This is a genomic window from Actinoplanes italicus, from assembly GCF_003001815.1.
Classification (GTDB): Bacteria; Actinomycetota; Actinomycetes; order Mycobacteriales; family Micromonosporaceae; genus Actinoplanes; species Actinoplanes italicus.
In genome coordinates this window covers 74,488-100,984 of record NZ_PVMZ01000030.1, presented here as the reverse complement: position 1 = coordinate 100,984, position 26,497 = coordinate 74,488, and the positions used below count along the sequence as shown (strand labels likewise).

The 26,497-nt window shown below is 71.6% G+C and carries 31 protein-coding genes; 19 read left to right on the top strand and 12 right to left on the bottom strand.

The genetic code is table 11. The annotated features are described in order from the left end of the window. Window positions 1–125: 125 nt before the first annotated feature. On the bottom strand, window positions 126–908 hold the full coding sequence (locus CLV67_RS45165; protein WP_106330108.1) for an SAM-dependent methyltransferase: 783 nt from the start codon (window positions 906–908) through the stop codon (window positions 126–128). Between the two features lie 393 nt (window positions 909–1,301). On the opposite strand from CLV67_RS45165, the gene CLV67_RS45160 reads away from it, so the two are divergent. Next, entirely contained in the window at window positions 1,302–2,138 is an 837-nt protein-coding gene (locus CLV67_RS45160) for a sulfite exporter TauE/SafE family protein (protein WP_203737133.1), read from the top strand. An 88-nt stretch (window positions 2,139–2,226) separates the two neighbouring features. On the opposite strand, the gene CLV67_RS45155 is transcribed toward CLV67_RS45160, so the two are convergent. Then, complete coding sequence (locus CLV67_RS45155; protein WP_106330104.1) at window positions 2,227–2,718, bottom strand: DUF3307 domain-containing protein; 492 nt, start codon at window positions 2,716–2,718, stop codon at window positions 2,227–2,229. Window positions 2,719–2,988: 270 nt separating this feature from the next. Beyond that, window positions 2,989–3,768 carry a LamG domain-containing protein gene (locus CLV67_RS45150; RefSeq protein WP_239166354.1) on the bottom strand — a complete coding sequence of 260 codons (780 nt, stop codon included), beginning with the start codon at window positions 3,766–3,768 and terminating at the stop codon, window positions 2,989–2,991. A 129-nt stretch (window positions 3,769–3,897) separates the two neighbouring features. Here CLV67_RS45150 and CLV67_RS45145 point away from each other — a divergent pair, with 129 nt between their 5' ends. From CLV67_RS45145 to CLV67_RS45135, 3 genes are all read left to right on the top strand, one after another. Next, complete coding sequence (locus CLV67_RS45145; RefSeq protein ID WP_146169554.1) at window positions 3,898–4,359, top strand: hypothetical protein; 462 nt, start codon at window positions 3,898–3,900, stop codon at window positions 4,357–4,359. Between the two features lie 269 nt (window positions 4,360–4,628). After that, complete coding sequence (locus CLV67_RS45140) at window positions 4,629–4,958, top strand: hypothetical protein (protein WP_106330100.1); 330 nt, start codon at window positions 4,629–4,631, stop codon at window positions 4,956–4,958. Window positions 4,959–5,063: 105 nt separating this feature from the next. Next, window positions 5,064–6,167, top strand: a complete 1,104-nt coding sequence (locus CLV67_RS45135) for a WD40 repeat domain-containing protein (protein WP_146169553.1) — start codon at window positions 5,064–5,066, stop codon at window positions 6,165–6,167. 15 nt (window positions 6,168–6,182) lie between these two features. Here the strand turns inward: CLV67_RS45135 and CLV67_RS45130 are convergent, their stop codons facing one another. From CLV67_RS45130 to CLV67_RS45120, 4 genes are read right to left on the bottom strand one after another with little or no spacing between them, the layout of a single operon-like run. Then, entirely contained in the window at window positions 6,183–6,608 is a 426-nt protein-coding gene (locus tag CLV67_RS45130) for a cupin domain-containing protein (RefSeq protein ID WP_373873161.1), read from the bottom strand. Between the two features lie 20 nt (window positions 6,609–6,628). Beyond that, window positions 6,629–8,056 (bottom strand): FAD-binding oxidoreductase, encoded by a 1,428-nt coding sequence (locus tag CLV67_RS45125; protein ID WP_106330093.1) that lies wholly within the window; start codon window positions 8,054–8,056, stop codon window positions 6,629–6,631. A gap of 39 nt (window positions 8,057–8,095) precedes the next feature. Further along, window positions 8,096–8,251, bottom strand: coding sequence for a hypothetical protein (locus CLV67_RS52410; protein WP_170154246.1), 156 nt, complete (start codon window positions 8,249–8,251; stop codon window positions 8,096–8,098). A 23-nt stretch (window positions 8,252–8,274) separates the two neighbouring features. Next, window positions 8,275–9,171: a S66 peptidase family protein gene (locus tag CLV67_RS45120; RefSeq protein WP_106330143.1), complete on the bottom strand. Its 897-nt coding sequence runs from the start codon at window positions 9,169–9,171 to the stop codon at window positions 8,275–8,277. A 112-nt stretch (window positions 9,172–9,283) separates the two neighbouring features. Between CLV67_RS45120 and CLV67_RS45115 the strand changes: the two genes are divergently transcribed. The 4 genes from CLV67_RS45115 to CLV67_RS53995 are packed head-to-tail and all read left to right on the top strand — an operon-like array spanning window position 9,284 to window position 13,813. Next, complete coding sequence (locus tag CLV67_RS45115) at window positions 9,284–10,633, top strand: SMI1/KNR4 family protein (RefSeq protein ID WP_106330091.1); 1,350 nt, start codon at window positions 9,284–9,286, stop codon at window positions 10,631–10,633. 11 nt (window positions 10,634–10,644) lie between these two features. Further along, window positions 10,645–11,283, top strand: coding sequence for a response regulator (locus CLV67_RS45110; RefSeq protein WP_203737140.1), 639 nt, complete (start codon window positions 10,645–10,647; stop codon window positions 11,281–11,283). 47 nt (window positions 11,284–11,330) lie between these two features. After that, window positions 11,331–11,873: a D-alanyl-D-alanine carboxypeptidase family protein gene (locus CLV67_RS45105; protein ID WP_106330087.1), complete on the top strand. Its 543-nt coding sequence runs from the start codon at window positions 11,331–11,333 to the stop codon at window positions 11,871–11,873. Next, entirely contained in the window at window positions 11,870–13,813 is a 1,944-nt protein-coding gene (locus CLV67_RS53995) for a sensor histidine kinase (RefSeq protein ID WP_239166355.1), read from the top strand. The genes CLV67_RS45105 and CLV67_RS53995 overlap by 4 nt, the downstream gene beginning before the upstream one ends. Here CLV67_RS53995 and CLV67_RS45095 read toward each other — a convergent pair. Continuing rightward, a complete protein-coding gene (locus CLV67_RS45095; RefSeq protein ID WP_106330085.1) occupies window positions 13,810–14,274 on the bottom strand; it encodes a GNAT family N-acetyltransferase in 465 nt (154 codons plus the stop codon). The genes CLV67_RS53995 and CLV67_RS45095 overlap by 4 nt on opposite strands. Window positions 14,275–14,313: 39 nt before the next feature. Between CLV67_RS45095 and CLV67_RS45090 the strand changes: the two genes are divergently transcribed. From CLV67_RS45090 to CLV67_RS45080, 3 genes are all read left to right on the top strand, one after another. Next, the gene (locus CLV67_RS45090) at window positions 14,314–14,688 is read left to right on the top strand and encodes a hypothetical protein (RefSeq protein ID WP_146169552.1); all 375 of its coding nucleotides are present in this window, start codon (window positions 14,314–14,316) and stop codon (window positions 14,686–14,688) included. A gap of 128 nt (window positions 14,689–14,816) precedes the next feature. Continuing rightward, entirely contained in the window at window positions 14,817–15,287 is a 471-nt protein-coding gene (locus CLV67_RS45085; RefSeq protein WP_106330081.1) for a hypothetical protein, read from the top strand. Further along, on the top strand, window positions 15,284–15,604 hold the full coding sequence (locus tag CLV67_RS45080; protein WP_106330079.1) for a winged helix-turn-helix domain-containing protein: 321 nt from the start codon (window positions 15,284–15,286) through the stop codon (window positions 15,602–15,604). Before CLV67_RS45085 ends, CLV67_RS45080 begins: the two co-directional genes overlap by 4 nt. 265 nt (window positions 15,605–15,869) lie before the next feature. Here CLV67_RS45080 and CLV67_RS45075 read toward each other — a convergent pair whose 3' ends face one another. Both CLV67_RS45075 and CLV67_RS45070 read right to left on the bottom strand, forming a co-directional pair. After that, the gene (locus tag CLV67_RS45075) at window positions 15,870–17,045 is read right to left on the bottom strand and encodes a sensor histidine kinase (RefSeq protein WP_106330077.1); all 1,176 of its coding nucleotides are present in this window, start codon (window positions 17,043–17,045) and stop codon (window positions 15,870–15,872) included. Beyond that, window positions 17,042–17,698, bottom strand: coding sequence for a response regulator transcription factor (locus CLV67_RS45070; protein WP_106330075.1), 657 nt, complete (start codon window positions 17,696–17,698; stop codon window positions 17,042–17,044). Before CLV67_RS45070 ends, CLV67_RS45075 begins: the two co-directional genes overlap by 4 nt. Window positions 17,699–17,803: 105 nt before the next feature. On the opposite strand from CLV67_RS45070, the gene CLV67_RS45065 reads away from it, so the two are divergent. From CLV67_RS45065 to CLV67_RS45050, 4 genes are read left to right on the top strand one after another with little or no spacing between them, the layout of a single operon-like run. Then, window positions 17,804–18,334 (top strand): hypothetical protein, encoded by a 531-nt coding sequence (locus CLV67_RS45065; RefSeq protein ID WP_106330073.1) that lies wholly within the window; start codon window positions 17,804–17,806, stop codon window positions 18,332–18,334. Continuing rightward, complete coding sequence (locus tag CLV67_RS45060; RefSeq protein WP_106330071.1) at window positions 18,331–19,368, top strand: peptidoglycan-binding protein; 1,038 nt, start codon at window positions 18,331–18,333, stop codon at window positions 19,366–19,368. Before CLV67_RS45065 ends, CLV67_RS45060 begins: the two co-directional genes overlap by 4 nt. Then, the gene (locus CLV67_RS45055; RefSeq protein WP_203737134.1) at window positions 19,365–20,021 is read left to right on the top strand and encodes an ABC transporter ATP-binding protein; all 657 of its coding nucleotides are present in this window, start codon (window positions 19,365–19,367) and stop codon (window positions 20,019–20,021) included. The genes CLV67_RS45060 and CLV67_RS45055 overlap by 4 nt, the downstream gene beginning before the upstream one ends. Then, window positions 20,018–21,229 (top strand): ABC transporter permease, encoded by a 1,212-nt coding sequence (locus CLV67_RS45050; protein ID WP_106330069.1) that lies wholly within the window; start codon window positions 20,018–20,020, stop codon window positions 21,227–21,229. Before CLV67_RS45055 ends, CLV67_RS45050 begins: the two co-directional genes overlap by 4 nt. Here CLV67_RS45050 and CLV67_RS45045 read toward each other — a convergent pair whose 3' ends face one another. After that, the gene (locus CLV67_RS45045) at window positions 21,230–21,553 is read right to left on the bottom strand and encodes a hypothetical protein (RefSeq protein WP_106330137.1); all 324 of its coding nucleotides are present in this window, start codon (window positions 21,551–21,553) and stop codon (window positions 21,230–21,232) included. A gap of 132 nt (window positions 21,554–21,685) precedes the next feature. Continuing rightward, window positions 21,686–22,693 (bottom strand): hypothetical protein, encoded by a 1,008-nt coding sequence (locus CLV67_RS45040; protein ID WP_106330067.1) that lies wholly within the window; start codon window positions 22,691–22,693, stop codon window positions 21,686–21,688. 124 nt (window positions 22,694–22,817) lie between these two features. On the opposite strand from CLV67_RS45040, the gene CLV67_RS45035 reads away from it, so the two are divergent. The 4 genes from CLV67_RS45035 to CLV67_RS45020 are packed head-to-tail and all read left to right on the top strand — an operon-like array spanning window position 22,818 to window position 26,400. Continuing rightward, window positions 22,818–23,225 (top strand): helix-turn-helix transcriptional regulator, encoded by a 408-nt coding sequence (locus CLV67_RS45035; RefSeq protein WP_106330135.1) that lies wholly within the window; start codon window positions 22,818–22,820, stop codon window positions 23,223–23,225. Further along, entirely contained in the window at window positions 23,222–23,632 is a 411-nt protein-coding gene (locus CLV67_RS45030; RefSeq protein ID WP_106330065.1) for a VOC family protein, read from the top strand. The genes CLV67_RS45035 and CLV67_RS45030 overlap by 4 nt, the downstream gene beginning before the upstream one ends. 28 nt (window positions 23,633–23,660) lie before the next feature. Next, the gene (locus CLV67_RS45025; RefSeq protein WP_106330063.1) at window positions 23,661–24,008 is read left to right on the top strand and encodes a VOC family protein; all 348 of its coding nucleotides are present in this window, start codon (window positions 23,661–23,663) and stop codon (window positions 24,006–24,008) included. 49 nt (window positions 24,009–24,057) lie between these two features. Continuing rightward, complete coding sequence (locus CLV67_RS45020; RefSeq protein ID WP_106330061.1) at window positions 24,058–26,400, top strand: ATP-binding cassette domain-containing protein; 2,343 nt, start codon at window positions 24,058–24,060, stop codon at window positions 26,398–26,400. Window positions 26,401–26,497: the final 97 nt, after the last annotated feature.

Genomic DNA, 26,497 nt, shown 5'->3' with positions numbered 1-26,497 from the left:
GCCAGCGCGGCAACCGTCACCGGATGCGCCAGCCACGCGAACGCCCTCCCCCGAACAGTGTTCACAGCCGACACACTGTCAGCGCACGATCACGCGCAGATCCCGGCTGGGAAACCGTTCGGGTGTCAGCGTTTGCGGGCCACGCCGCCGTAGAGGGCGACCTGCGCGTCGGTGAACCCGGTCTGCTCCTCGGGGCGCCACTGCAGGATCGGCACCACACCGGGGCCGACCGGCTCCAGCCCGTTGAAGAACCGGGCCACCTCGACCCGGTCACGCAGCCGGGAGTCGATGCCCTGCCGGCGCATGATCTCGGCGAACCGGGCCCACGCCTCGGGGTCGTGGTCGGCCGTGATGTGCGAGACGACAAGGTGGCTGCCGGACGGCAGCTCGGCCATCAGACGAGCGACGATGCCGTACGGGTCGGCGTCGTCGCCCAGGAAGTGCAGGACCGCGAAGAGCAGCACCCCGACCGGCTCGCCGAAGTCGAGCACCCGCCGCGTTTCGGTGAGGATCTTCTCCGGGTCCCGCAGATCCGCGTCGATGTAGGCGGTACGGCCTTCGGGTGTGCCGGTCAGCAGCGCCCGCGCGTGAGCCAGGACCAGCGGGTCGTTGTCGACGTAGACGATCCGCGCCGACGGATCCGCCGCCTGCGCGACCTCGTGCACGGTCGGCGAGGTGGGCAGGCCGGTGCCGATGTCCAGGAACTGCCGGATGCCCGCATCGGACAGGAACCGGACGGTGCGCCGCATGAACGCCCGGTTCTGCAGGGGCGCGGTCGCCGCGTTCGGGTTCGCCCTCAGGCCTTCGGCCGCCGCGGCCCGGTCGGCGGCGAAGTTGTCCTTGCCACCGAGCAGCACGTCGTAGACGCGAGCGGGATGAGGCCGCCCGGTGTCGAAACTGTCGGACATCCACAAAGGATAGCGGTCCGTGTTGACCCGGTCGCGCCGCGCGTCGCCGTCCTGAGAGCATCGTCGCGAACCTCCGGCCGCTCGCCGAGAGCCCGGGTGGCACACCCGCCGCCGCACCCGGCAGTAGGGTGGCCGGATGGGCGCATTGAAGCCGGTCCACCTGCTAGGTCTGCTGGCGTGCATGTTCGTCGTGACGGTCGTGGTGGCGGCGGTGCTGCTCGTGGTGTCGCTCCGCAACCGCCCGCCGCGTTCCTGACGGGTCCCGCCATCCAGGTTCTGGGACCGTCGGCCGCCGCATGATCATCTCTTTCTAGGCTTGACCCCGACCACGAACTGATGGACGGCGGCGACCCTCACCGGCGGCGACCGTTCCCGTGCGAGAGGCGAAAGCCCGTGCAACTCATCGAGGCTGCCCAGATCCTGGCGGCGGGCGCCGCGGCCGGCGCGATCAACGCGCTGGTCGGCTCCGGAACCCTGGTGACCTTCCCGATCCTGCTGGCCCTCGGCTACCCGCCGGTCGTTGCGAACGCGTCCAACGCGGTCGGGCTGGTGCCCGGTTCGTTCGCCGCGGCCTACGGCTACCGCGCCGAGGTCGCCGTGCACCGCCGCCTGCTGCTCCCGCTCGGCGCGGCCGCCCTGGCCGGCGGCATCGTCGGCGCGGGGCTGCTGCTGGTCCTGCCGGATGCCACGTTCCGGGCGGTGGTGCCGGTCCTGATCATCGGCGCGCTGATCCTGATCGTGCTCCAGCCGTGGCTGGTCCGGCTCCTGCGCCGCCAGGGCGTCACCGTCGGCGCAGGTGCCGGCCGGGAAGGCGGCGCAGCGGGCTGGGAAGGCGGAACCAAGGGCGCGGGCCCGGAAGGCGCGGCCAGCCGCGTGGCCGCCTCCAGTCCCGCGCTCGTCGCCGGGGTCTTCTCGGCAGGTGTCTACGGCGGTTACTTCGGTGCGGCGCTGGGCGTCTTGCTCCTGGGCCTGCTCGGAGTTCTGGTCTCATCGAACCTTCAGCAGGTCAACGGCCTCAAGAACATCCTCGCCGGAGTGGCCAACACGGTCGCCGCGGTGGTCTTCGTGGTCGCCGGGGTCGTCGCCTGGCTGCCGGCGCTGCTGATCGCGGTCAGTGCGGTGGCCGGCGGAATGGTCGCCGCCCGCTACGGCCGCCGTCTCCCCGACGCCGTCCTGCGAGCCGTGATCGTCGTCGTCGGCGTGATCGCCGTGATCCGCATGGTCGCCTGACCGCAGTTCACCACACCGGCGGAAGCGGCCGAGGCGAGGCGGGGAAAGCGGGAGGCGGGGAAAGCGGGACGTGCGGGAAAGCGGCCGGTCAGACGGGCGGGCCGGCGATGAGCAGGGCGGACACCGCGAGCCAGCCGATGTGCCAGGCCTGGTCCAGTTCGAACAGGCCGGTACCCGGACCGCTGTTCGCCGGACCCGACGGCCGGACCACACCCACATGGTCGAGGTAGCCGCCACGGCCCAGGAGGCGTCCCAGCCGGATGAGCGGCGTACGCAGGTCGGCGGCGAAATGGGTGACCGCGTTGAGCACGATGCCCGCCACGAGCCACCCGGGCTGCAGCGGCAGACGCAGCCACCAGGCCGCGGCGAGCAGGAAGAGCGTGGTCGTGGCCGTCCACGACATGACGTGCTTGGCGCAGTGCCAGACCGCGACCTTGCGTACGCAGCCGACCCTGTCGAGGCCCTTGCCGTAGGCCTGTCCGCTGGTCTGCACCCAATGATCACCGATGTAGTGCCCGGCGAGCATGACCGCGAACGCCACCGCCGCGGTGGCCGCCCTGACCAGATCTCCGTGCTCCATGCCGCGAACCGCCTTCGCCGAGAGTGCCGTCCCCCTGCCAACTCCAGCACCACAATGCCGTTCACGCCTGCAAACGTGTCCGCGCACACTGCGTCACGTCCGTCACGCCAACCCCCAAACCCCCTTGAAGGCCATCATGTCGTACGCCCAAAGCGGTCCCGTACCTACACAGGTGAGTAGCGCCTCGAAGGATCTTGCCCCAACCGCCACGAGTCCCAACCCCCGGCTGTGGCATACCGCTGTCTCAGCGCGCGTGAGAGACAGCGGGGTTCAGGCGTGCCAGCCTCGGAGGGTGTGGATGCGGGCGGTCTTGGGGTAGGTGTGGGAGCGGCCGCCCGTCTCGAACAGGTCGATCATCAGGATCAGCGGGTAGTCCGTGGCCTGGGCGAAGCGGGCCACCACCCGGCCCTCGCAGCCGATCACGGTTCCGGCCGGGCCCCAGATCGCGGTCCACGTGTGCGGCCGGGTCGCGTCCAGCGGGACGGTCACCTCGGTCATGTCGGTGCGCAGCCGGTCGTCGTGGTGGGCCTTGATGCCGGTCCGGGCGGTCACCTCGCTCCCGCGGACGGCCTCGGCGTCGATCTCGAAGACGCAGATCTCTCCGCTGTCGCGCGGGTCCAGGTGTTCGCTGCCGACCAGCCAGACGGCGAGCATGCTGCCCGGATCGGTGGCGGCGCTGACGGTCACGTCGATCCGGCCGGCCGACGGGGTCCAGAGCAGCCGCGTCTCGCCGGGACTGCGGACGGTCAGCCCGTCCGGCCGGTGCCGGTGGGTGCCCCGGTCCTCCCCGGCGGCGCCGGAGAAGTTGCCGGTCTGGATGTTGGAGACGCGCAGCGGGGCGTCCTCGGGCCGCCAGTCCGGCTGGTCCTCGTCGATCCGCAGCCGCAGCCCGTCACCGTCGAGGTCGTACCGCGCCCGGGATCGCGACGGGGTGGTCCAGTGCGGCAGATAGTGGTCGATCCAGACGTCCTCGCGCAGGTCCGGCCCGGTGAAGTCGTCGGCCAGGTCGGGTGCGCGGGAGGGCGGTGCGGGCAGCGCTTCGCGGGTCACGATGCCATCCCACCACACGGCGCACCTGGTAGCCCTGCGTGACCAGCGGCCCCCGCATGCGAACGACGTTCGTCACATCCGGTCCGGTCCGGGGCCCTCGAAACGGACCGGCCCGGTAGCCTCCGGGCCATGCGAGGAATCAGCACCGTGGCCGTCCTCACCAGCACCCTTCTGGTGATCACCGGCTGCGCTACCAGCGGACAATCCGTCGCGCCGGCCGCTACCGCGGCCCCGGCCGTGACGATCAGCGGCCTGGACGAGGCGACCGCCGAGGTCTGTGGAATCTCCCACCAGGCCACTCTTGGTGAGGGCGGCTACGACTTCGATGTGGCCACGGCCACCCGGATCGTGACCCTCGGTAAGGCGTCGAAGAGCACGATCATCACGGCCGCCGCCGCGGTGCTCGAGGTGCCGGTGCGTCAGGCGCAGGCGGCGGCGGGTGAGCCGACCGAGGCGGGCCATCTGGCCGAGCTGCGGACCGCGATGCTGAAGTTCCAGACCATCTGCCAGGACGCGGACGCGCTCGTCGGCAGCATCGAGGAGAGCCGGACCGCCGTCGACTCCGGTGCCGACCAGCAGGCCACCCGCTGACCGATCGCGGTGATCGCGGGAGCCCCGGGCCGGACGGTCCGGGGCTCCCGCCGTTCACCCTCGGTTGTGGACAGGACGCGGATCACGGTGATCGAAATCCGTCCCATGCCTGGTGGGAGCCGCGGCAGGCTGGTACGGTTCGCGCGCTCACCCGGGAGGAGTCGTGTGTTCGACAGAGATGATCGGCTGACCGGCCCATGTGTGCCGGATCGTTCCAGCGTTAGGTTCACCGTCCACACGTCACTGGGCCTTGGGGGAGTGCCTTGCACGTGAACGAGACGGCCCGCGACGCGTTGCGGCAGGTGGAGAGCGCGGCTCACCTGTACGCGACCGATGACGAGGAGATAGCCGCGTTCCGGGAGATCCTGTCCCGGCAGCACCCCAACGATCGGGGTACCTACGCGTGCGCCGCCCTCGACCGGGTGGTGACCGACATCGCCCTGGACCACCGCACCGAATGCGACGGCGGCCCCGACTGCCGCACGTGCGCGGGTCTGCGGGATGCGCTGACGATCGCGGTGGCCAGCATCCGCGCGATGATCGCCGACGAGATGACCTGGCGCCGCCGGGGCTACCGCCGCTGGTTCTGGTCGCGCTGACTCGCGCCGCTCCGCCAGAGGGCCGCTTCGTCCGTACGAAATCGGTGGGTTTATGGTGACCGTTTTCGATGGATGCGTGACCGGGCGGCAGACGGGGAGTTTCGCATGGTTGCCGAGGGGTCTCCGGCGCAGCCGGTGTCGCGGGGGAAGCGGGTGCTCCTCACGGTTCTGACCGTGACGGCCGTCTTCTGCGGTGCCGGCACGATCGTGATCGGCGCGACGACGGACTGGTTCGGACTGACCGGCGGCCGTGAGAAGGACCCGTGCGGGCAGCCGCTGGGTGTGGTCCCGGCCGAGTTCGCCGAGAAGGAGCACCCGGTCGCGGCCAGCCCGGACGGACGGTTCGTGCTCGACCAGGTGGCGATGGAGCTGTTCGACGTCGGCACCGGCCGCAAGGTGCGTTCCTTCGATCAGGACCGCCCGACCGCCTCCGCCGTGTTCACGCCGGACGGCAAGCTGATGGTGGCGTACGGTGAGGTACCCACGAAGAGCAACCTGATCGGCTGGGTGAACGCGGCCGTGGTGTGGAACGTGGACACCGGCAAGGCCGTGCGCACGTTCCCCGTGCCGAACAACATCGGGACAGGCGGGCGCCAGAACGACGTCCGGCTCATCCTGTCGCTCGCGATCAGCCCGAACGGCCGGTACCTCGCCACTGGCAGTGACGATCTGGTCCGCATCTGGGACGTCAGGACCGGGCGGCGGGTGAAGGACATCAGCGAGAAGTTCGGGTTCGCGATCAACCTGGACGGTGCCAGCACCCTGCAGTTCAGCGCGGACGGCAGCCGGCTCGCGGCCATCGGCAAGGGCGGCCAGGTGCTGATCTTCCGCACCGAGGACTGGAGGCCGGAGGCGGAGCCGTTCATCCCCGGCGGCGGCGTACGCACCCTCGCGTTCAGCCCCGACGGGAAGTACCTCGCGGCCGTCTCGTTCGACCGGCGGTCACGGGTGGTCGAGCTGAGCACCAACCGGACCATCGTCGTCGAGTACGCCATCCCGATGATGCGGACCGTGGCGTTCAGCCCGGACAGCGCCAGCCTGCTGTCGCTGTCGGAGTGGGGCGTCGCGGTGCGCAGCGAGCCGCTGACCGGCCGGGTGCTCGCGGTGGCCGACAGCTGCGACTACGCCGGCATTCCGCTGCACCTGCCCGGCGCGAAGACCTTCCTCACCGTCGAGCCGGGACAGTTCGCCAAGGTCGGCGTGCCCTGAGGCCTGCATCGCGCCTCAGGCCATCCGGAAGTCGGCGAAGTCGAAGCCGGGCGCCACCACGCAGCTGACCAGGACCGGCTCGTCACCGGCCGGCTCGGCGGCCTGCCAGACGCCGGGCGGGATCAGCACCTGCGGCTCCTGACCGGCCGCGACGTCCGGGCCGAGCAGCACCTCGTCGCCGTCGCCGGGCTCGTCGCCGCTGCCGCCACGGCGCAGCAGCAGCGGGCCGCCGGAGTGCCAGAACCACAGTTCGGCCGAGCGGACCACGTGCCACGCCGACCGCTCACCCGGGTGCAGCAGGAAGTAGATCGCGGTGGCGGCGTGCCGTGGCCCGTCGTAGCCGTCCGGCTCGAACATGACCGGGGAGCGCCAGGTCTCCCTGTACCACCCGCCCTCCGGGTGCGGCCGCAGACCGAGACGCTCGACGAGATCGGAAGCCATGGGCATGATCCTATGCGCCGTCAGATCGGGCAGGCCGAGCGGAACACGCGGCTCGGGTCGGCGGCGGCACGCACGCGGCGCAGCCGTTCGAGGTGGGCGCCGTGATAGCGGACCGGATCGGTGGGACCCGGCTCCAGGTAGTTGACGTAGCGCCCGGCCGACCACGGCGCCACGGCCCGGTGGCCGGAGTCGATCCAGGTGTACCCGTCGGCGATCGACGCCGCGTCCGCGACAGGCGGTTCCACCAGCCACTGCAGCATGCTGGCGGCACCGTGCCACGGAAACGCGGTGGCGTCGGCCGCGACCCGGGCCGGCGCCCCGGTCATCCGCTTCAGCTTGGCCAGTCCCGGCCGCCTGCTCGCGGCCCGCGCCTGCACCACGCCGAGCAGGGCGGTGATCCCGGCGGGCGGCAGCGACTGCCGGAAGATCTCACTGCCGATCAGGTGGGTTGCCCGGGCGGCGCCGGCGGCCCGCTCCCTGAGGATCTGCACGTGCGGCTTGCTCTCGATGACGGTGGTGACCGGGGAACGGCCGATGGCGGTGGTCATCGCGGTCACCTCGGCGGCGGCATCCGAGTCGAGGACGAAACCGGCGACGCGTACGGACAGCGCGCCCACCCGGTCGGCGGTGAACTGACACGACGACCAGCTGTTGTCGGGCGCCACCGCGATCCGGTTCTGCCAGCCGGTGGCCACCGCGGCGGCGTCCGTCCAGCCGAAGGTGAGCTGGAACGTCCCGGTGTTCCCGGCCGGGTGGGTGCGGATCCGCCACGAGGTGACCACCCCGAACTGCCCGCCCCCGCCGCCGCGCAGCGCCCAGAACAGCTCGGGTTCCCGGGCGGCGTCGACGGTCCGGTAGCGGCCGTCCGCGGTCACCACGTCGGCGGCCACGACGCCGTCGCAGGTCAGGCCGTACGCGGAAGCGGCACCGCCGATCCCGCCGCCGCTGGTCAGGCCGCTGATGCCGACCGAGCCGCAGGTGCCCGACGGGATCGAGACGTTGTAGGCGCCGAGGCCGGTGTAGACGTCGAGCAGCGAGGTCCCGCCGCCGATCGTCGCGGTGGAGGTCGGCGCGTCGTAGCCGACGCCCTTCATCGGCCGCACGTCGAGGACCAGTCCGCCCGTCGTGGTGGAGGCGCCCACGTAGGAGTGGCCGCCGCCGCGCGGCACGATCGGCAGTCCGGTCCGGACGGCGAACCGGACCGCCTCGACGACGTCGGCCGGGCTGGCGCAGTGCACGATCGCGGGCGGGAGGATGTGGTCGAAGCGCGGTGAGAACAGCCGCCGGGCCTGCTCGTAGGAGACGCTGCCGGGCAGGTCGAGGGTGCCTTCGAGCCCGTCGGCGAGGGCACGCCAGTCGGCCGCGCCGGGGCCGGGGGTTCCGCCCGGACGCGGGGACGCCACACCGATCAGGGCGGCGCTGAGCAAGGACCGACGTGACAACCGCATACAAATATCGTGACATATGCAGTTGTGTCCGTTATGGGATTACCGTTCCGGCGCCACCACCCAGTACAGCTGCTTGTGCCCGCGAGCCTCCAACTCGGCCGCCAGCTTCTCGGCCTCCTCACGCGACTCCAGGCGCCGCACGACGTACCGGTTCCCATTGTCGTCCTGCCGCCACACCACCCATTCGTCAGCCACGGGACCATCCTTCCGCAATGTCGCTACCGGGCAGGGGCCTCGACGGTCAGGGTGCCCGCCGCCGTGTCGATCCGGGCCGGCAGCCCGAGCCCGACGGCGATCTGTGCCAGGTCGTGGCCGATCGGCAGGCCGCCCAGCACGGGCACACCGAGCCCGCCCAGGTGCTCGGCCAGCACCGCGTCCGCCCCCGGACAGTTCGTGAAGTGGCCGAGCGCCACCCCGGCCACACCGTCGAGCCACCCGGCCCGCCGCAGCTGCACCAGCGAACGGTCCACCCGGTACGCAGCCTCGTTCACCTCCTCCAGCAGCAGGATCGCCCCCGCGACCGGCGGCTGGTGCCGGGTGCCGCAGCTCGCCGCGAGCAGGGTCAGGTTGCCGCCGAGCAGGATGCCGTCCGCCCGGCCGGGAACCCCGGCGGCCGCGGGCCCGGCCGTCACGACCACCGGCTCGGCGGTCATCATGCTCCGGCGGACCGCCTCGGCGGCCGGAGTGTCCTCCCGCAACGCCACGCCGACCGGACCGTGCACGGTGGCCAGCCGCGCCTCGCACCACAGGGCCAGGTGCAGCGCCGTGATGTCGGAGAACCCGACGACCACCTTCGGGTCGGCGCGCACGGCCGCGAAGTCGAGCCGGTCCACGATGCGCTGACTGCCGTAACCGCCCCGCAGGCACATCACGCCCCGCACTGACGGGTCACGCAGGGCGGCGTTCAGGTCGGCGAGGCGCTCGTCGTCCGTACCGGAGAGGAAACCGCTGCGGCCGAGAGAATGCCGCCCCTGTCTCGTCCGCAGACCCCACCCGGCCAGGATCCGCTCGGTGCGGGCCGCCTGGTCCTCGGGCACCGGCCCGGCCGGAGCCACGAGCGCCACCAGGTCACCGGCCCGCAGCCGGGGCGGCCGGACCGCCACGACGTCGATCATCCGTGCAGCGTAGGACCGCCGCGTCAGCGCCAGGGGCAGGGGCCGGGGCAGCGGTTCACCCGGACGGGTCGCGATAATCGCCCACACTGTCCGCCGACTCCGGGAGACGCCGATGTCCTCGATCCACGACTACGCCACCTGGGAGCCGCTGATCCGTGTGGTGAGCGAGGGCAACGCGAGCGCCCTGGCCACTCCGGGCGGCTATGTGACGGGCCGGGTCGGCGTCGGCTCCTGGAGCGTGCCGATGCCGCGCCGGACCCCGCCGCCGGGCCGGGCCATGCTGGTCTCGGACATGCAGGACGAGTGGGACGCGGTGCAGCGGGTCCGCGACACGCTGATCGCCGGCGGTGTGGACAGCGTCGGTTTCCTGCTGGAGACGCCGGGCCGCCCGGTGCTGCACCTGTTCGACCACGGACCGGCGGTGGAACCCGGCCTGCAGGGCTCCTATCCGGGGGCGCTGCTGCTGGTCGAGGGCGCCGTCGCGCACGCGTGGCGGCAACGTCCGGAGGAGTTCCCCGGTCGCGGCCCGGCCCCGGCGGCCGACGCCGCACTGCTGGAACGCACCCTGCGGGAACGCCTGCCGAACGCGATCGGCGCCACCGAGGACGAGATCGCGGCCGCCGAGGCACGGCTCGGACTGGCGTTGCCGGACGAGCTGAAAGCGGTGTACCGGGTGGTCCGGGCGCACTGGCAGGACGAGAACGAGGACCACATCGGTGTGCTCGGCGTCGATCTGGCACCGCTGGAGGGACTGGAGATCGCGGACGCCGCCTCCCGGCCGACGATGTGGCAGTTCGCCGCCGACGTGACCCTGCGGACCGGTCCCGGCGACGCCGTGCAGGACCTGGTCGGCTCACCCGGCTGGATCGTCTTCGGCGGCAACGGCGGCGGGGACCGGTTCGCCGTCGACCTGACGCCCGGGCCCGCCGGGCACACCGGACAGATCATCTTCATCAGCCACGAGGACAGCTCCGGCGCGACACTGCACGCCGACTCGCTGACCGATATGGTGGCCGGCCGCAAGCCGTCCCGGCCGGTCGCGGCGGCGAGCGAGGAGCCGCCGGCCGCGGTCTGGGTGAATATCAACAGCACCCGGAGCATCGCCGAGGCCGCACATCCGGGACTGGAGGTCCTGCAGATCGGGTTCTGGGACGGCGAGCCGTTCAGCCTCGAACCGGTCGCCGATCTGCCTCGGCTGCGGACGCTGAGCGCCTACCCCGGCACGCTCGCCGACCCGCGCGAGATCGGCCGGCTGACCGGACTCGAGTTCCTGATGCTGCCGCCGGAGGAGTGGCGCGTGCTGCTCGACGCCCGGGCCGTGCCGCGCAGCCTGCTGGCGGCCGGGATCCAGGTGAACAGCGGCAACCCGATCCCGGTCCTCGACCTGGCCGACGAGCTGCTGGCACTCTGGAACCGGCCCCGGATCGCCCGGACCGTTCTGGAGGGTTCCCGATCAGCGTGACCGTACGTGTGATGGTCGTCGACGACCACCCGATGTGGCGGGACGGCGTGGCCCGCGACCTGACCGAGGCCGGTTACCTGGTCACCGCCGCGGTCGGTGAGGGCGCCCAGGCCCTGCGCGTCGCCGCGGCCGCCGCCCCGCAGGTGGTCGTGCTCGATCTGCAGCTGCCCGACCTGTCCGGTGTCGACGTCATCCGTGGGCTGCTGGCGGCGGTTCCGGGCGTACGCATCCTCATGCTCTCCGCCAGCGGCGAGCAGCAGGACGTGCTGGACGCGGTGAAGGCCGGCGCCAACGGTTATCTGATCAAGTCGGCCGGCCGGGACGAGTTCCTGGAGGCGGTACGCCGGACCGCCGGCGGCGACGCCGTGTTCACCGCCGGGCTGGCCGGACTGGTGCTGGGGGAGTACCGCCGCCTCGCCGCCGTTCCGGCCGAACGGGACACCGACCGCCCGCAGCTGACCGACCGGGAGACCGAGGTGCTGCGGCTGGTCGCGAAGGGACTCACGTACAAACAGGTCGCCGACCGGCTGGTCGTCTCGCACCGCACGGTGCAGAACCACGTGCAGAACACCCTCGGCAAACTGCAGCTGCACAACCGGGTCGAGCTGGTCCGCTACGCGATGGAGCACGGAATACTCAGTACCGATTGAGTACGCGTACCCATGTGCGGCGATCCATCAGCGGCGATCTTTTGTGCATGCATGAAGAACGCCGCCGCGATCCGGTCTACCGGACGATCACCCGGATGACCGCTTTCGCCCTCGCCCCGGTCGCGTGCCTGGTCACGCCCGGCCGGGCCCGGCAGACCGCCTGCCGGTGGGCACTGTCGCTGCGCTTCCCGGCCGAGACCCTGGACGGCCTTCACCCGGATGCCCGCGTCGCGTTCGAGGCGGCCCGCACGCGGGCGCTGTGGTGGCACGGCGAGCTGATCGGCCTCACCTCCGGCTACCGAACGGCGGCCCGGCAGGCGGTGCTCTACGCCGAGGAGATCCATCGCAGCGGCTCGGCCGAGGCGGCCCGCCGGTGGGTGCTGCCGCCGCACGAGTCCCGGCACGTGGCGGGCACGGCCATGGACGTACGGCCCACCGAGGGCGCCCGCTGGCTCGAGGAGCACGGCGCCCGGCACGATCTCTACCGGGTCTACGACAACGAGTGGTGGCACTTCGAGTACCGGCCGGAGGGCCGCCCGCGCCGTCTGCCACACCCCGGGGTCAGCGGTGCCGCGATGGATCAAGCATGATCACGACCATGGATGTGCGGTGGCGGATCGCCCTGGCCGGGCTCGGTGGAGCCCTGGTGATCGCGGTGGCGGCGCCGAGGCACATGTTCGGCTCGATGCTGATGCCGGTCTCGATGAGCCGCCCCGAGTTCCACGGTCTCGGCTGGGCGATGGCCGCCACCCCGGTGCTCGTCACCCTGGCCGGGCTGCTGCTGGCGCGCTGGTGGCCGTACCTGCTGATGGCGGCCGGGCTGCTGGTGACGCCACTGGTGGCGTACGACCTCGTGCCCGTGCTCGTGCCGACGAAACTGCTGCTGGTCGCCAACCTGGTGCCGTACCCGCTGGCCCTGGCCGGTCTGCTCGGCGGCGCGCAGAGCCTGGTGCTGCGCCGGCATCCGGGACTCGGCTCGGTCGTGGCCGGGCTGTCCGTGGGTTCGGTGCTGTTCGTCTCCGCGCTGCGCGGCGCGGAGTGGTCGCGTACGGCCGACGCGCTGCCGTGGTTCGCCGTCCTGCTGGTGCTCGGCCTGATCGCTCTGGTTCCGGCGTTGCTCGGGCTGCGGCGGGGCGACCCGGAGGCGGTGGCCCCGGCCGGCACGCCGTGGTGGGGCCGGCGGCTCGTCCTCGCCGTGATCGGTGCCGGCGCCGTGTCAGTGGACATCCCGCTCGCCCTGCTGGGCACCGACCGGCTCGCCGGGCTTCTCGACGTGAGCGGGTCCTCGCTGCAGCGGAACCCGGCCGCGACGGCCGCGGTGATCGGCGCGATCGGCCTCGTCCTCACCGCGGTGCTCGCCGCGGCGGCCGGTCTGTGGGCCCTGGCCGGGACGCTGACCGCGGGCGCCCTGCTGGTCGGTCTGTCGGCCCCGATGCTGCTGGCCGTCTCGGTGTTCGGCTACGACAGGCGGCTCGGAGTGATAGGCGCGCTGGCCGGGGTGGTGATCGGTGCGGGGGTCGCGGTGACCCGGTGGCGGGTCGCCGGCGGTGTGGTGCTGAGCACCGGCGCTGCCGTCGCGGCGTACCTCGCCCACTCGGCCACCGGCGGGGAGCCGCAGAAGCTCATCGAGCAGCGGAGTTACGTCGCGGCGCTGGTGCTGATCGTCTTCCTGGCGGCGGCGGGGACCGCGGTGTCCGGAGCGATCGCGCCGGTGCTGGCACCGCGCGGATCGGTCCCGGTCGTGCTCGGGCCGCTGGTGGTGGCGCTGATGACCAACGGGCTGCGGACCGTTCAGGTGACCTATCAGGACGTGCCCGGCGGCTATTCGGGACTGCTGCTGCCCGCCCGGAACGTGAGCACGTCGGCGTTGCTGCTGCTGGGTGCGGCGGCCGGGCTGGCCGGGATCGGGGTGGCGCAGTACCTGACCGAGCGGTGGGCCGAACGCAAGCGGGCCGAGCAGATCCGCAAGGAGGCGGCCGAGGCCGAACGCGAGCGGCTGGCCCGGCCCATCCACGACGGTGTGCTGCAGGTGCTCGCCATGGTCAAGCGCGGCGAGGCGGGCAGTGAGCTCGCGGCACTGGCCGGGGAGCAGGAGGCGGCGTTGCGGAATCTGCTGCGGGGTGGGGGCTCGCTCGCCCGTACCGCCAAGGAGGATCTTGATCTGAACGCCGCGCTCGCCCTGCCGGGAGTGCAGCTGTCGGCCCCGGCCACCGCGGTGATGTTGCCCGGCAGAGCCGGAGACGAGCTGGTCGCGGCGGTGCAGGCGGCCCTCGACAACGTCCGGCGGCATGCCGGCGAGGGTGTGCGCGTCTGGATCCTGCTGGAGGACGAGGGAGATGGGGTACGCGTGACCGTCCGCGACGACGGCGCCGGATTCGCTCCAGGGCGTCTCGCGGAGGCCGAGAGCGACGGACGGCTCGGAGTGGCCCAGTCGATGCGCGGCCGGATCACCGACCTGGGCGGCACCACCACCATCCACAGCGCGCCCGGTCAGGGCACCGAGGTCGAGTTCTGGGTGCCGCGTAGCTAACCGAGCTTGAGCACCACGAACTCGTCCGGGCCGTCCTCGACGACCTCCAGCTCGTCGAAGCCGTGCCGTTTGAGTGCCCGGACCGACGCGACGTTGTGGACCGCGGCCTCGGCATAGAGCGGGCGTGTCTCCTCCTGACCGGGAGCGAGGAACAGCGACAGCGCCCGCGTGCCGATGCCGCGTCCCCAGAACTCGCGGCCCAGCCAGAAGCCGATCAGGCGGCGTCCGTCCTGCCACCAGGCCGCGATGTTGCCGGCCAGCTCGTCTCCGGCCATGATCGCGCGCACCCGGACGGTGGAATCGCCGAGCACCCGGCGCTCCCAGTGCTCGAAGAACGTCTTGCGGTCGCGGGCCGTCCAGTTTGCCCGGCGCAGCGCCTCGGGGTCGTTTTCCTGCAGGTAGAAGACCTCGACGTCACTCACGTCGACCCGGCGCAGGCGTACCGACTCACCGTCGTCCACCCATCGACTCTACGCGGCCCGCGGTGCAGGATCACGATCGTGTTCCGTAGAAGCATTCTCCTGTTCAGCTCCATAGCCGTGGTCACCGTCGCGATCCTCACGTGGGCGGTCGCCGACGTGCTGTACGACATCAGCCTGCCGCGCTGCTCCAGCGGCCGCCGGGTCGTCAGCTGCGGTGGTGACGAGGGCTGGCACGGCACGTCCGGGCTGGTCAGCGCCCTGCTCGCGACTCCGGCACTGTTCGCCCTCGTCGGCTCCTATCTCTACCTCGCGTCCCGGCTGGTCCGCGCCGAGAAGGCGAAGCGCCGGGACGCGTTGCGCCGTTCCCTGCGCGTGAGATTCCTGCTTGCCTTCCTGGCGGCCACGGTCGTCGCTCTGCCGGCGGTCCTGGCGGTGCGCTCCGCGATCTCCTGACACTGGTTCGCTCCCCGCGTTCTCCCGGTCGGGGCGTTTCGCGGCTTCCTGGCACGGAAAGCACTTGCCTACTGGGAAAGTGAGGCTGTATTTTCCTAGTAGGCAAGTGCTTTCTTGAGGAGGAAGTCATGGAGATTCCGCCGGTCGACGCCGAACTCGCCCTCGCCGAGATGCGGGCCCGCCGCGAGCAGGTCGTCGACACCAACCTGGTGCCCTCCTGGTTCTGGGTGGCCGTCAGCGTCCTGATGCTGGGGTTCGTGGCCGGCATCGAGACCCGGATCGGGTGGGTGATCGCGGTCGCCACGCTCGTCTACACCCTAGGATTGGGCGCCGTGATCCTCGCCCTCGTCCGCAAGGCCCGTGTGCAGGTGCGGCAGACCCTGATCGGCACCCGCGGCATCCTCACCATCCTCGGCTTCGCCGCGGCCCTGGTGGCGGTGGGTATCGGCCTGGGGTTCGCGTTCGAGGCCCTGGCGGTGCCGTTCCCGGCGACCCTGGCCATCCTGCCCGTCGCCGCCGGACTCGTCCTGGGCGGTCCCCGTCTGATGGCCCACCTGCGCAAGCTGATGCTGTCCCGGCCGCTGGCGGGTTCCCGGTGAGCAGCGAGCCCCGCTTCGACGAGCTGATCCACGCGCCGACCCGGCTCTCCCTGGTCAGCCTGCTCGCCGCCACCGACTGGGCCGACTTCCGCTTCCTGCGCGACAGCCTCGAGATGTCCGACTCAGCCCTGTCCAAGCAGCTCACCACGCTGGAGGAGGCCGGCTACGCGGAGATCCGCAAGGCCTTCATCGGCAAGCGCTCCCGCACGTCGGTCAAGCTCAGCCCGCGCGGTCACGAGGCGTTCGCCGGCCACGTCGCGGCGCTGCAGCAGATCGTCGCCCGCTCGGGCCTCGCGGTCCTTCCCGACCAGGTATAGACGCCTCAGGCCGCCCGACGACCACGACAGATGGTCGCCGCACACACTCGGGTCTCCCGTGTGCTTCCGACGTCGCCGGCAACGACGGCCCGGTCCCACATAGCGAATCCGTGGACGCCTACCGTCGCCCGCGCGACGTCAAGGTCGCACGCAGCAGCTGCGTGCGACCTCACCGCCGCAGACGCGGCCGGAGGGCTCGTACCCTGACCGCTCACCAGGCGCCAGAACCGTTTCGGAGCCACCGCCGGGCGCGCCGGGGCACGGCTCAGGCGGGCGGCAGGTCGACGGTGACGGTGAGGCCTCCGCCGGGGCGCGGCTCGGCGGCGACCGTACCCCCGTGGGCGGTCACGATCGACCGGACGATCGACAGACCCAGCCCGCTGCCCTCGGCCGAACCGACGCGGTCGGTCAGCCGGCGGAACGGCTCGAACAGTCCCGGAATCTCATGGGCCAGCACCACCGGCCCGGTGTTGGCGACCGTCAGCCGGGTGCCGGCGCACTTCACCCGAACCTCACCACCACCGATGTTGTACGCGATCGCGTTGCGCAGCAGGTTCTGCACCAGCCGTTCCAGCAGCTCCGGATCACCGTGCACCGGCGCCGGCCGCAGCTCGGTGCGCAGGCCGACACCGGCGGCCGCCGCCTCCGGGCGGGCCACGTCCACCAGCCGTTCGCTCAGCGCCGCCAGGTCGACGGGCTGGTGGGTGGTCAGCTCCCGATCCGAGACGGCCAGCACCAGCAGGCCCTCGAGGAGCCGCTCGTGCCGGGTGTTCACGGCCAGCAGGGTCTCGCCGAGTCGCCGCAGCTCGGGAGGGGGGTCCGGATGGCTCAGCGCCACCTCGATCAGCGTCCGGTTGATCGTCAGCGGGGTGCGCAACTCGTGCGAGGCGTTGGCGACGAAGCGGCGCTGAGCCCCGAACGACTCGTCGAGGCGGGCCAGCATGTCGTCGAAGGTGTCGGCCAGCTGCCGCAACTCGTCCCGGGGGCCGGTGAGGCCGATCCGCTCGTGCAGGTTGCGGCCCGCGACCCGGCGGGCGGTCGCGGTGATCTGCTGCAGCGGCCGCAGGGTCCGGCCGGCGATCAGCCAGCCGACCCAGATGCCGACGAGTGTCACCCCGGCCAGCGCGACGGCGCCGCGCTGCACCAGTGACGTCAGGGTCTGCCGGCGGAACTCCACGCGTAGCTCGTCGGCCAGCTGGAACCGCTGCAGCTCGACCGCCGGATACGTCTCCGTGACCGGGCTCGTCTCCGTGATCGGGCCCGCCACGCCCGCGGTGCCCGCCGGTACGGCCAGCACGGCCTCCCGGCTGAAGCTGTCGTTGTTCAACGCCTGGGCGAGCAGCACGTAGGTGATCGCCAGCAGGATGACCCCGGCCAGCAGGAACACACCCCCGTAGAGCGCGGTCAGCCGGGCGCGGACGGTCAGCCGGTGCGCCGTCACGGGATCTGGTACCCGGCGCCGGTCACCGTGTCGATCACCGGTGGCGCTCCCAGCTTGCGGCGCAGCGTCAGCATCGTCACCCGTACGACTCCGGTGAACGGGTCGGTGTTCTCGTCCCACGCCCGCTCCAGCAACTGCTCGCTGCTGACCACCGCACCGTCGGCCCGCAACAGCTCCTCCAGCACGGCGAACTCCTTGCGCGACAGGGCTACGTGATGCCCGTCGCGGTAGACCTGACGGCGGGTCGTGTCCAGCCGCAGCCCGGCGCGTTCCAGCACCGGCGGGGCGGCTGGCCGGGCGCGCCGGCCCAGCGCCCGCACCCGGGCGATCAGCTCCACGAACGCGAACGGCTTCGGCAGGTAGTCGTCGGCGCCCAGGGACAACCCGGCCACCCGGTCGGTCAGCTCGCCGGACGCCGTCAGCATCAGCACCCGCACCGGCCAGTCCGAGCTCACCACCGTCCGGCACACGTCGTCGCCGTGCACCACCGGCAGATCGCGGTCCAGCACCAGGACGTCGTAGCTGTGCACCGCCAGCCGTTGCAGCGCGGCGTCGCCGTCGTAGGCCACGTCCACGGCCAGCGACTGCAGCCGCAGACCCTCCGCGATCGCGTCCGCCAGTACGACCTCGTCCTCCACCACCAACACTCGCACGCGATCATCGTGCCGGGTCAGGCCGTTAGAAACCTGTTAGTGCCGACGCTGACGACGCTTTAACCGGCGTCCTGGTGTGGTGGCTCCCGACCGAGAGGAGCCGTGATGGGACACGGAACGACGCGGCTGATCGCCGTACCGATGATGCTGCTGGTTGCCGCGCTGGGCGGATGCACCGGCGACGGCGGGGGCACCGGAGCGGCCCCCACCGGGGGTGGCGCGTCGGCGGCCCCGGACGAGGCGGCGCAGGGCCGGAAGTTCGCCCAGTGCATGCGCGCCGAGGGGATCGACATGCCCGACCCCGGCGCCGACGGCATGGCCGGGATACCGGGTCTGGCCGTCGGCGACGAGGCCGGGGCCAAGAAGATGGACGCCGCCATGGAGAAGTGCCGGGACCTGCTGCCCGACGGCGGTGAGCCGCCCAAGGCGTCGGCCGAGGACATCGCCAAGGCTCGCGAGTACGCCAAGTGCGTCCGCGAGAACGGTGTGCCCGGCTTCCCCGACCCGGACGCCGAGACCGGCCTCTTCCGGATGGACCCCGACCAGGCCGACGACCTCGGCGACCTGGAGAAGGCGTCGAAGAACTGCCAGCAGTTCGGCTCGGGCATGATGCCCGGGATCACGGTGGGCCGATGACCCGCCGGACCCGGTGGCTGCTGGCCGGCACGCTGGTCACGGCTGGTATTGCGGCGGCCGTCGTGGCGGTCCTGCACGGCGCCGGGAGCGAGGAGCCGCCACCCGCCGCCGGACCCGGAGCGACCACCACGGTGCGGCGCCAGACCCTGGCCGCATCGGTCACCGTCGACGGCGAACTCGGGTACGGCGAACCCGTCCCGCTGCGGTCGTCGGCGAGCGGCACGGTGACGTGGCTGCCCAGGTCCGGCCGCGTCATCCGGCGCGGCGGCACCCTGCTGCGCGCCGACAACCGCCCGGTGGTGCTGCTCACCGGGGTGCTGCCGGTGTATCGGCCGCTGTCGCCGGGCGTGGAGGGCCCGGACGTGCTGCAGCTCGAGCGCAACCTGCGGGCGCTGGGACACGACGGCTTCACGGTCGACGACGAGTACAGCGACGCCACGGCCCAGGTGGTACGACGCTGGCAGAGGAAGCTGGGTCTGCCGCAGACCGGGACCGTCGACACGTCCTGGGTGACCGTGGCCGCCGGTCCGGTCCGGATCGCCGAACTCAAGGTGCGTGTCGGCGACCCGGCCACCGGCACGTTCGCCACCTACACCGGCGAGACCTCGGTCGTCACCGTCGACGCCGAGGCCGACGCGGCCGGATGGGCGGCCCCGGGGACGAAAGTGACGGTGCTCCTGCCCAACGGCCGGCGGACCGCCGGGACGGTCACCCACGTCGGTGCCGAGGCCGTCGCCGCCGAGGGCAAGGACCCGACCGTGCCGGTCACCGTGCGGCTCGGCGATCCGAAGGCCGCCGGTGGCCTGCGGGCCGGTCCGGTGGAGGTCACCTACACCGGGAAGCAGCGCAAGGACGTCCTGACGGTGCCGGTCGCGGCCCTGCTGGCGCTCGCCGAGGGCGGCTACGGCCTGCAGGTCGTCGAGGGTGGCGCCACCCGTGATGTGGCGGTCGAGGTCGGCATGTTCGCCGAGGGCCGCGCGGAGGTCAGCGGCGGCGGACTGGCCGACGGCACGGTCGTGGGGATGCCGTCGTGATCCGGATGACCGGGGTGGGCAAGACCTACCCGGGTGGCGTCGCCGCCCTCACCGACGTCACGATGCACGTCGAGGCGGGCGAGCTGGTCGGCGTCGTCGGTCCGTCGGGCTCCGGCAAGTCGACGATGCTGCACCTGCTCGGCGCCCTCGACCTGCCGTCCGGAGGCGTCGTGCGGATCGACGGGCACGACGTGGCGGCGCTGCCCGACCGCTCCCTGTCGGCGCTGCGTGCCCGTACGATCGGCTTCGTCTTCCAGCAGTTCCACCTGGCACCCGGGGTGCCGTCGCTGGACAACGTCGCCGACGGCCTGCTCTACACCGGCGTACGCCGCCGGGAGCGCCGCCGCCGGGCGGCTCAGGCCTTGCGACGGGTCGGCCTGGAACATCGGGCCCACCACCGCCCGCACGAGATGTCGGGCGGCGAACGGCAGCGGGTGGCGATCGCGCGGGCGATCGTCGGCGACCCGGCGGTGCTGCTCGCCGACGAGCCGACCGGCAACCTCGACTCGGCGTCCGGCGCGCAGGTGATGGAGCTGCTGGGCGGCCTGCACGCTGCCGGCACCACGGTCGTCGTGATCACCCACGACCGTGAGATCGCCGCGGGCCTGCCCCGTGTCCTGCGGATGCGCGACGGCCGGCTGGACGCGTCATGAGCGCGCCGCGACGCCCTGGACCGGCCCGGCCGCGTCCGGCCCGGCTCGCCCCGGCGGATGTGGTCCGGGTCGCCGCCGCCGGCCTGCGCACCAGGCCCCTGCGGATCGTGCTGTCGGCGCTGGGGATCGCGATCGGCATCGCCGCGATGGTCGCCGTCGTCGGGATCTCCGCCTCCAGCCGCGCGGACCTGGACCGCACCCTGCGGGCACTGGGCACGAACCTGCTGACCGCCGCTCCGGGGCAGACCCTGACCGGCGCGGACGCGAAGATGCCGGCCGAGGCCCCGGCGATGGTACGGCGGATCGCCGCCGTCGAGTCGGCGACCGCTACCGGGCGGCTGGACGCGAGCGTCTACCGCAACGAGCACATCCCCACCGGGGAGACCGGCAGCATCGCCGTCCTGGCCGCCCGGCCGGACCTGCTCGGCACCGTCGGTGCCCGGACGGCGGCGGGGCGCTGGCTGACCGAGTCGGCCGACGGCCCGGCCGTGGTGCTGGGGTCCGCCGCCGCGCGACGGCTCGGCATCGCGTCGCCCGGCCCGCGGGTGTGGCTGGGCGGCCAGTGGTTCAGCGTCGTGGGCATCCTGGCGGCGGTGCCACTCGCGCCCGAACTGGACTCGGCGGCGCTGATCGGCTGGGCCGCGGCGCAGCGGCTGCTCGCCTTCGACGGCGCGCCGACGACCGTCTACACCCGCTCGGCGGAGCCGGCGGTCGAGCAGGTCCGCCGGTTGCTGGCGGCGACGGTCAATCCGCAGGCGCCCAACGAGGTGAAGGTGTCGCGGCCCTCCGACGCGCTGGCCGCCGCCCGGGCCGCCGACGGCGCTCTCAGCGGGCTGCTGCTCGGTCTGGGGGCGGTGGCCCTCGTCGTGGGCGGGGTCGGCGTCGCGAACACCATGGTGATCTCGGTGCTGGAGAGGCGGGCGGAGATCGGGCTGCGCCGGGCGCTGGGCGCCACCCGGGGCCAGGTCCGCCTGCAGTTCCTGGGTGAGTCCCTGCTGCTGGCGACACTCGGCGGCGCGGCCGGCGTGCTGACCGGTGGCGTGGTCACGGCCGGTTATGCCGGCTACCGGTCGTGGCCGCCGGTGATCCCGGTGTGGGCGCTGGCCGGTGGTGTCGCCGCGACCGTGCTGGTGGGCGTGGTGGCCGGTCTGTATCCGGCCGGACGGGCGGCGCGCCTGCCACCGAGCCGGGCGCTGTCGAACGCCTAGCTAGCCGAGTGGGACACGGCGGCCGAGGCCCCACTCCGGGGCCTCGTCGTCGGTGACCATGGCGAACGCACCGGCAGGCACGTCGTCCAGCGCCGCGACCCGGGAGGCCGCGGCCAGCAGATCGGCCTCACCCGCCCCGCGGATGACGAAGACGTAGACGTCGCCGAACTCCTCGCCGTCGTCGGGCACCTCGACCGTCCCGTCGTCCTCCAGCTCGCTGAGGAACTCTTCGACCGTGTCGATCCACGGGAACGGGTAGTCGCCGGGCTGAAGCCCCGGATTGGGTGTCAGCGGCACATGTATCTCGACGACGGTGTCAGCCATGCCTCCCAGCTTGGTCGCCAGAACCGCACTCCGCAGGATCTTGACCGGCGGTGCGGCACAGCCGGTCAAGATCGGGCGGTGCGCTACCGCTGTCTCCAGGCTGGTGAGACAGCGGTAGCGCACAGCCGGGGGTCAGTCGACGGTCGGGGGGAGGGACTGGGCGGCCTTCAGGGCGGCCGCGGCGGCGGTGAACGGGTTGTGGGTGTAGGCGCGCGACAGCGTTCCGGTGTTCGAGAAGTAGGAGGCGGCCAGCTTGGCCGGGTCGGTGGCGATCTCACCGCGGTTCACCGCGTCGTTGCCGTCGTCCCAGCCCCACGGCGCGTTGGCCGAATTGGTGCCGCAGGAGTAGGTGCCGGTGCCGCAGCCCCCGGTGGTGTCACCGGCGAAGGTCCCGAGCGACGCGAACAGCTGGGTGTTGTTGCGCTGTGCCCACAGCCCGCCCGGCGCGAAGATGTCGACGAGCTGATAGCGGACGTCACGGTCGTCGGCGTGGCCGGGCGACTCGGACACGGTCAGGGACGGGTAGTAGACGATGCCGTCGCCGTTGATGTCGTACTGCGGCCGCGCCTTGAGCCCGTGCCCACCCCGCTCCTGGGCGGTGACCGGGTGCTGGAACGCGTCGTGCGGCGACGACTGCAGCTGCAGCGTCCCGTCGATGGTCTCGCTGCCGCCGGCCCAGCCGCTGGAGGACGGCTTGTAGGAGAAGAAGTCGCTGTGCGCCACCGTGACCGCGCCCTTCAGCGAGCCGTACTCGGAACCGTCCTTCTCGACGATCTCCAGCACGCCTTCGCCGTCGTTCTCGTGCTCGGTCTCGAAGAACGGGTGGTCGATCCAGTCACGGGGGTGGAAGAAGAGGTACGTGAGGTAGTAGTGCGTGCTCGTCTCCAGGACCGAGTAGTAGACCGCGGCGTCAGTGTTCGTCCCGGTGTTGTCCCAGTTGTCCCGGCCGTTCAGGTTCCCGTCGAAGTCGTAGCGCGTGATGTGGTCACTCTTGCCGCCGAGCGCGTGCGAACCGGTCGTGTCCACGTCCTGGTAGTGGATCGGGGCCCAGCGCAGGGCGATCTCCGCCCGGCTGGGCGCGGCCTGTGCCGGGGTGGTCAGAGCCGCCGCGACCAGGACACCGGCCGCCATTGAGCGCATGATTCGCACACGTCCTCCTTATATAGGTGGACGTAAATATAAAAGGTTATTCACATAAGGGGGCGGCCGGCAGGTGAACTATTCTTGGCCGGTGACCGACGCCCGGCTGCGCGAGCTCAAGCTGATGCGCCGTGTCCGCGACCGGATCGACCGCGACTACGCCCAGCCGCTCGACGTCGAGGCGCTGGCCCGGCACGTGCACCTGTCGGCCGGGCACCTGAGCCGGCAGTTCAAGGCCGCGTTCGGCGAGTCGCCGTACAGCTATCTGATGACCCGCCGGATCGAGCGGGCGATGAACCTGCTGCGCCGTGGCGACCTGAGTGTCACCGAGGTCTGCTTCGCCGTCGGCTGCTCCTCGCTCGGGACGTTCAGCACCCGGTTCACCGAGCTGGTCGGCATCTCGCCCAGCGCGTACCGCAAGCTCAGCCACGGGATGGAAGGCCTGCCGGGCTGCATCACCAAACAGGTGACACGACCGGTCAGGAATCGAGAAGCCGCAGATGAGAAGGCATCCCTAGCATCGTCGGCATGAGCGTTGTCATCCACTCCGCGTTCCTGCCCACCGACAATCCCGACGAGTCCCTCGAGTTCTACCGCGACGGCCTCGGCTTCGAGGTCCGCCTCGACGTCGGCTACGGCGACATGCGCTGGATCACCGTCGGCCCGCCCGGCCAGCCGCAGACCTCGATCGTGCTCCAGCCGCCGGCCGCCGACCCGGGCGTCACCGACGAGGAGCGCCGCACCATCGCCGAGCTGATGGCCAAGGGCGCCTACGCCGGGATCGTGCTGGGCGCGACCGACCTGCAGGAGACGTTCGACCGGCTCGCGGCCACCGGCGCCGAGGTCGTCCAGGAGCCCGCCGACCAGCCGTACGGCCTGCGCGACTGCGCCTTCCGCGACCCGGCCGGGAACCTCGTCCGCATCAACCAGCTCACCTGAGATCGGGAGACGACCTAGCGTGACTGACATGACGACCGAAGGCATCAAGACCGTCCTGCACCCGGTGACCGATCTGGAGAGGGCGAAAGCGGTCTACACCGCGCTGCTCGGCGCCGAGCCGACCGCCGACAGTCCCTACTACGTCGGCTACGACGTGGCGGGCCAGCACATCGGCCTCGTGCCGGGCGGCGGACCCCAGGGCCTCAAAGCGCCGGTGGCGTACTGGCACGTGGCCGACATCGATGCGAAGCTGGCCGGACTGACCGCCGCCGGGGGCGTGGTCAGCGAGGCTCCGCACGAGGTCGGCCCGGGCCGCCGGGTGGCGAGCGTGACCGATCCGGACGGCAACGTGCTCGGCCTGCTCCAGGACAGCTAGCTCATTTACCGGGCTCATCTCACAGGGCTCACTTCACAGGGGGAGAACGATGAGCGCCCACCGCTCGATCCGCGTGCACGGCGCCCGGGTCAACAACCTCAAGGACGTCAGCGTCGAGATCCCGAAACACCAGCTCACGGTGTTCACCGGGGTCTCCGGCTCGGGCAAGAGCTCACTGGTGTTCGGCACCATCGCGGCCGAGTCCCAGCGGTTGATCAACGAGACCTACAGCGCTTTCGTGCAGGGGTTCATGCCGAGCCTGGCCCGGCCGGACGTGGACGTGCTGGAGGGTCTCACCACCGCGATCATCGTCGACCAGGAGCGGATGGGGTCCGACCCCCGCTCCACGGTCGGCACCGCCACCGACGCCAACGCGATGCTGCGGATCCTGTTCAGCCGGCTCGGCGATCCGCACATCGGCTCTCCACAGGCGTACTCCTTCAATGTCGCCTCGATCTCCGGGGCGGGCGCGGTGACCATGGAGAAGGGCGGCGTCACCACCAAGGAGCGCCGCAGTTTCAGCATCACCGGCGGCATGTGCCCCAAGTGCGAGGGCCGTGGCAACGTCAACGACTTCGATCTCACCCAGCTGTACGACGAGACGAAGTCGATCAATGAGGGCGCGATCTCGATCCCCGGGTACAGCATGGAGGGCTGGTTCGGCCGGATCTTCCGTGGCTGCGGCTTCTTCGACGTGGACAAGCCGATCGGCAAGTACACCAAGCGGGAGATGCACGACCTGCTGTACAAGGAGCCCACCAAGATCAAGGTCGACGGGATCAACCTGACCTACACCGGTCTGATCCCGGGTATCCAGAAGTCGTTCCTGTCCAAGGACGTCGACGCGATGCAGCCGCACATCCGCGCCTTCGTCGAGCGGGTCATCACCTTCACGAAGTGCCCGGAGTGCGACGGCACGCGCCTGGCCGAGCACGCCCGCAACTCCAAGATCAGGGGTGTGAGCATCGCCGACGCGTGCGCGATGCAGATCAGCGACCTGGCCGTGTGGGTGCGCGGCCTCGACGAGCCGTCGGTCGCCCCGCTGCTGGAGAAGCTGCAGCACACGCTCGACTCGTTCGTCGAGATCGGCCTCGGTTACCTCTCGCTGGAGCGTCCGGCCGGCACCCTCTCCGGCGGTGAGGCGCAGCGCACCAAGATGATCCGGCACCTCGGGTCGGCGCTCACCGACGTCACCTACGTCTTCGACGAGCCGACCATCGGCCTGCACCCGCACGACATCGAGCGGATGAACGAGCTGCTGCTGCGCCTGCGCGACAAGGGCAACACGGTGCTCGTGGTGGAGCACAAGCCCGAGGCCATCGCCATCGCGGACCGGGTGGTCGACATCGGTCCGGGCGCCGGCACGGCCGGGGGCAACATCTGCTTCGAGGGTACGGTCGAAGGCCTCCGCTCCAGTGGCACCATCACCGGCCGCCACCTCGACGACCGTGCCACGCTCAAGGACGCGGTCCGCGTCTCCTCGCAGAAACTGGAGATCCGCGGCGCGGCCACCCACAACCTGCGGGACGTGGACGTCGACATCCCGCTCGGCGTCCTGGTCGTGGTGACCGGGGTGGCCGGGTCCGGCAAGAGCTCGCTGATCCACGGCTCGGTCGCCAAGCGCGACGGCGTGGTGTCGATCGACCAGACGGCGATCCGCGGCTCCCGGCGGAGCAACCCGGCCACGTACACCGGCCTGCTCGAGCCGATCCGCAAGGCCTTCGCGAAGGTCAACGGAGTGAAACCGGCACTGTTCAGCGCCAACTCCGAGGGCGCCTGCCCGACCTGCAAGGGCGCCGGCGTGATCTACACCGACCTGGGCATGATGGCCGGGGTGGCCACCACGTGCGAGGAGTGCGAGGGCAAGCGCTTCGCGGCGGAGGTGCTCGACTACAAGCTCGGCGGCAAGGACATCAGCGAGGTCCTGGCCATGCCGGTGACCGAGGCCGAGCCGTTCTTCGGCGCGGGGGAGGCCCGGATCCCGGCCGCGCACGCGATCCTCAAGCGCCTGGTCGACGTGGGTCTGGGCTATCTGACCCTGGGTCAGCCGCTGACCACGCTCTCCGGCGGTGAACGGCAGCGGATCAAGCTCGCCACCCACATGGGCGACAAGGGCGGCGTCTACGTCCTCGACGAGCCGACCACCGGTCTGCACCTGGCCGACGTCGAGCAGCTGCTGGGCCTGCTGGACCGCCTGGTCGACGCGGGCAAGTCGGTGATCGTGATCGAGCACCACCAGGCGGTCATGGCGCACGCCGACTGGATCATCGACCTCGGCCCGGGTGCGGGCCACGACGGCGGAAAGATCGTCTTCGAGGGAACGCCGGCCGATCTGGTGAAATCACGTTCCACGCTCACCGGAGAGCATCTGGCCGACTACGTCGGGTCCTGATCCTTATTCCGTTTTCCGGCCGAGACCATTTCGTGTCGTGATTTCGAGCACTCGCAGAATATCGCGGCAGCGCAACGAATAGATCTCGGCCGGGAAA

What these genes read in the sequence shown, in the direction of transcription:
- CLV67_RS45165 (WP_106330108.1), bottom strand. Translation starts at nt 908, where the DNA reads ATGTCCGACAGTTTCGACACCGGGCGGCCTCATCCCGCTCGCGTCTAC.
- CLV67_RS45155 (WP_106330104.1), bottom strand. Translation starts at nt 2,718, where the DNA reads ATGGAGCACGGAGATCTGGTCAGGGCGGCCACCGCGGCGGTGGCGTTC.
- CLV67_RS45145 (WP_146169554.1), top strand. Translation starts at nt 3,898, where the DNA reads ATGCGAGGAATCAGCACCGTGGCCGTCCTCACCAGCACCCTTCTGGTG.
- CLV67_RS45135 (WP_146169553.1), top strand. Translation starts at nt 5,064, where the DNA reads ATGGTTGCCGAGGGGTCTCCGGCGCAGCCGGTGTCGCGGGGGAAGCGG.
- CLV67_RS45130 (WP_373873161.1), bottom strand. Translation starts at nt 6,608, where the DNA reads ATGGCTTCCGATCTCGTCGAGCGTCTCGGTCTGCGGCCGCACCCGGAG.
- CLV67_RS45125 (WP_106330093.1), bottom strand. Translation starts at nt 8,056, where the DNA reads ATGCGGTTGTCACGTCGGTCCTTGCTCAGCGCCGCCCTGATCGGTGTG.
- CLV67_RS45120 (WP_106330143.1), bottom strand. Translation starts at nt 9,171, where the DNA reads ATGATCGACGTCGTGGCGGTCCGGCCGCCCCGGCTGCGGGCCGGTGAC.
- CLV67_RS45115 (WP_106330091.1), top strand. Translation starts at nt 9,284, where the DNA reads ATGTCCTCGATCCACGACTACGCCACCTGGGAGCCGCTGATCCGTGTG.
- CLV67_RS45110 (WP_203737140.1), top strand. Translation starts at nt 10,645, where the DNA reads ATGGTCGTCGACGACCACCCGATGTGGCGGGACGGCGTGGCCCGCGAC.
- CLV67_RS45105 (WP_106330087.1), top strand. Translation starts at nt 11,331, where the DNA reads ATGCATGAAGAACGCCGCCGCGATCCGGTCTACCGGACGATCACCCGG.
- CLV67_RS53995 (WP_239166355.1), top strand. Translation starts at nt 11,870, where the DNA reads ATGATCACGACCATGGATGTGCGGTGGCGGATCGCCCTGGCCGGGCTC.
- CLV67_RS45085 (WP_106330081.1), top strand. Translation starts at nt 14,817, where the DNA reads ATGGAGATTCCGCCGGTCGACGCCGAACTCGCCCTCGCCGAGATGCGG.
- CLV67_RS45065 (WP_106330073.1), top strand. Translation starts at nt 17,804, where the DNA reads ATGGGACACGGAACGACGCGGCTGATCGCCGTACCGATGATGCTGCTG.
- CLV67_RS45060 (WP_106330071.1), top strand. Translation starts at nt 18,331, where the DNA reads ATGACCCGCCGGACCCGGTGGCTGCTGGCCGGCACGCTGGTCACGGCT.
- CLV67_RS45050 (WP_106330069.1), top strand. Translation starts at nt 20,018, where the DNA reads ATGAGCGCGCCGCGACGCCCTGGACCGGCCCGGCCGCGTCCGGCCCGG.
- CLV67_RS45045 (WP_106330137.1), bottom strand. Translation starts at nt 21,553, where the DNA reads ATGGCTGACACCGTCGTCGAGATACATGTGCCGCTGACACCCAATCCG.
- CLV67_RS45040 (WP_106330067.1), bottom strand. Translation starts at nt 22,693, where the DNA reads ATGCGCTCAATGGCGGCCGGTGTCCTGGTCGCGGCGGCTCTGACCACC.
- CLV67_RS45035 (WP_106330135.1), top strand. Translation starts at nt 22,818, where the DNA reads ATGCGCCGTGTCCGCGACCGGATCGACCGCGACTACGCCCAGCCGCTC.
- CLV67_RS45030 (WP_106330065.1), top strand. Translation starts at nt 23,222, where the DNA reads ATGAGCGTTGTCATCCACTCCGCGTTCCTGCCCACCGACAATCCCGAC.
- CLV67_RS45025 (WP_106330063.1), top strand. Translation starts at nt 23,661, where the DNA reads ATGACGACCGAAGGCATCAAGACCGTCCTGCACCCGGTGACCGATCTG.
- CLV67_RS45020 (WP_106330061.1), top strand. Translation starts at nt 24,058, where the DNA reads ATGAGCGCCCACCGCTCGATCCGCGTGCACGGCGCCCGGGTCAACAAC.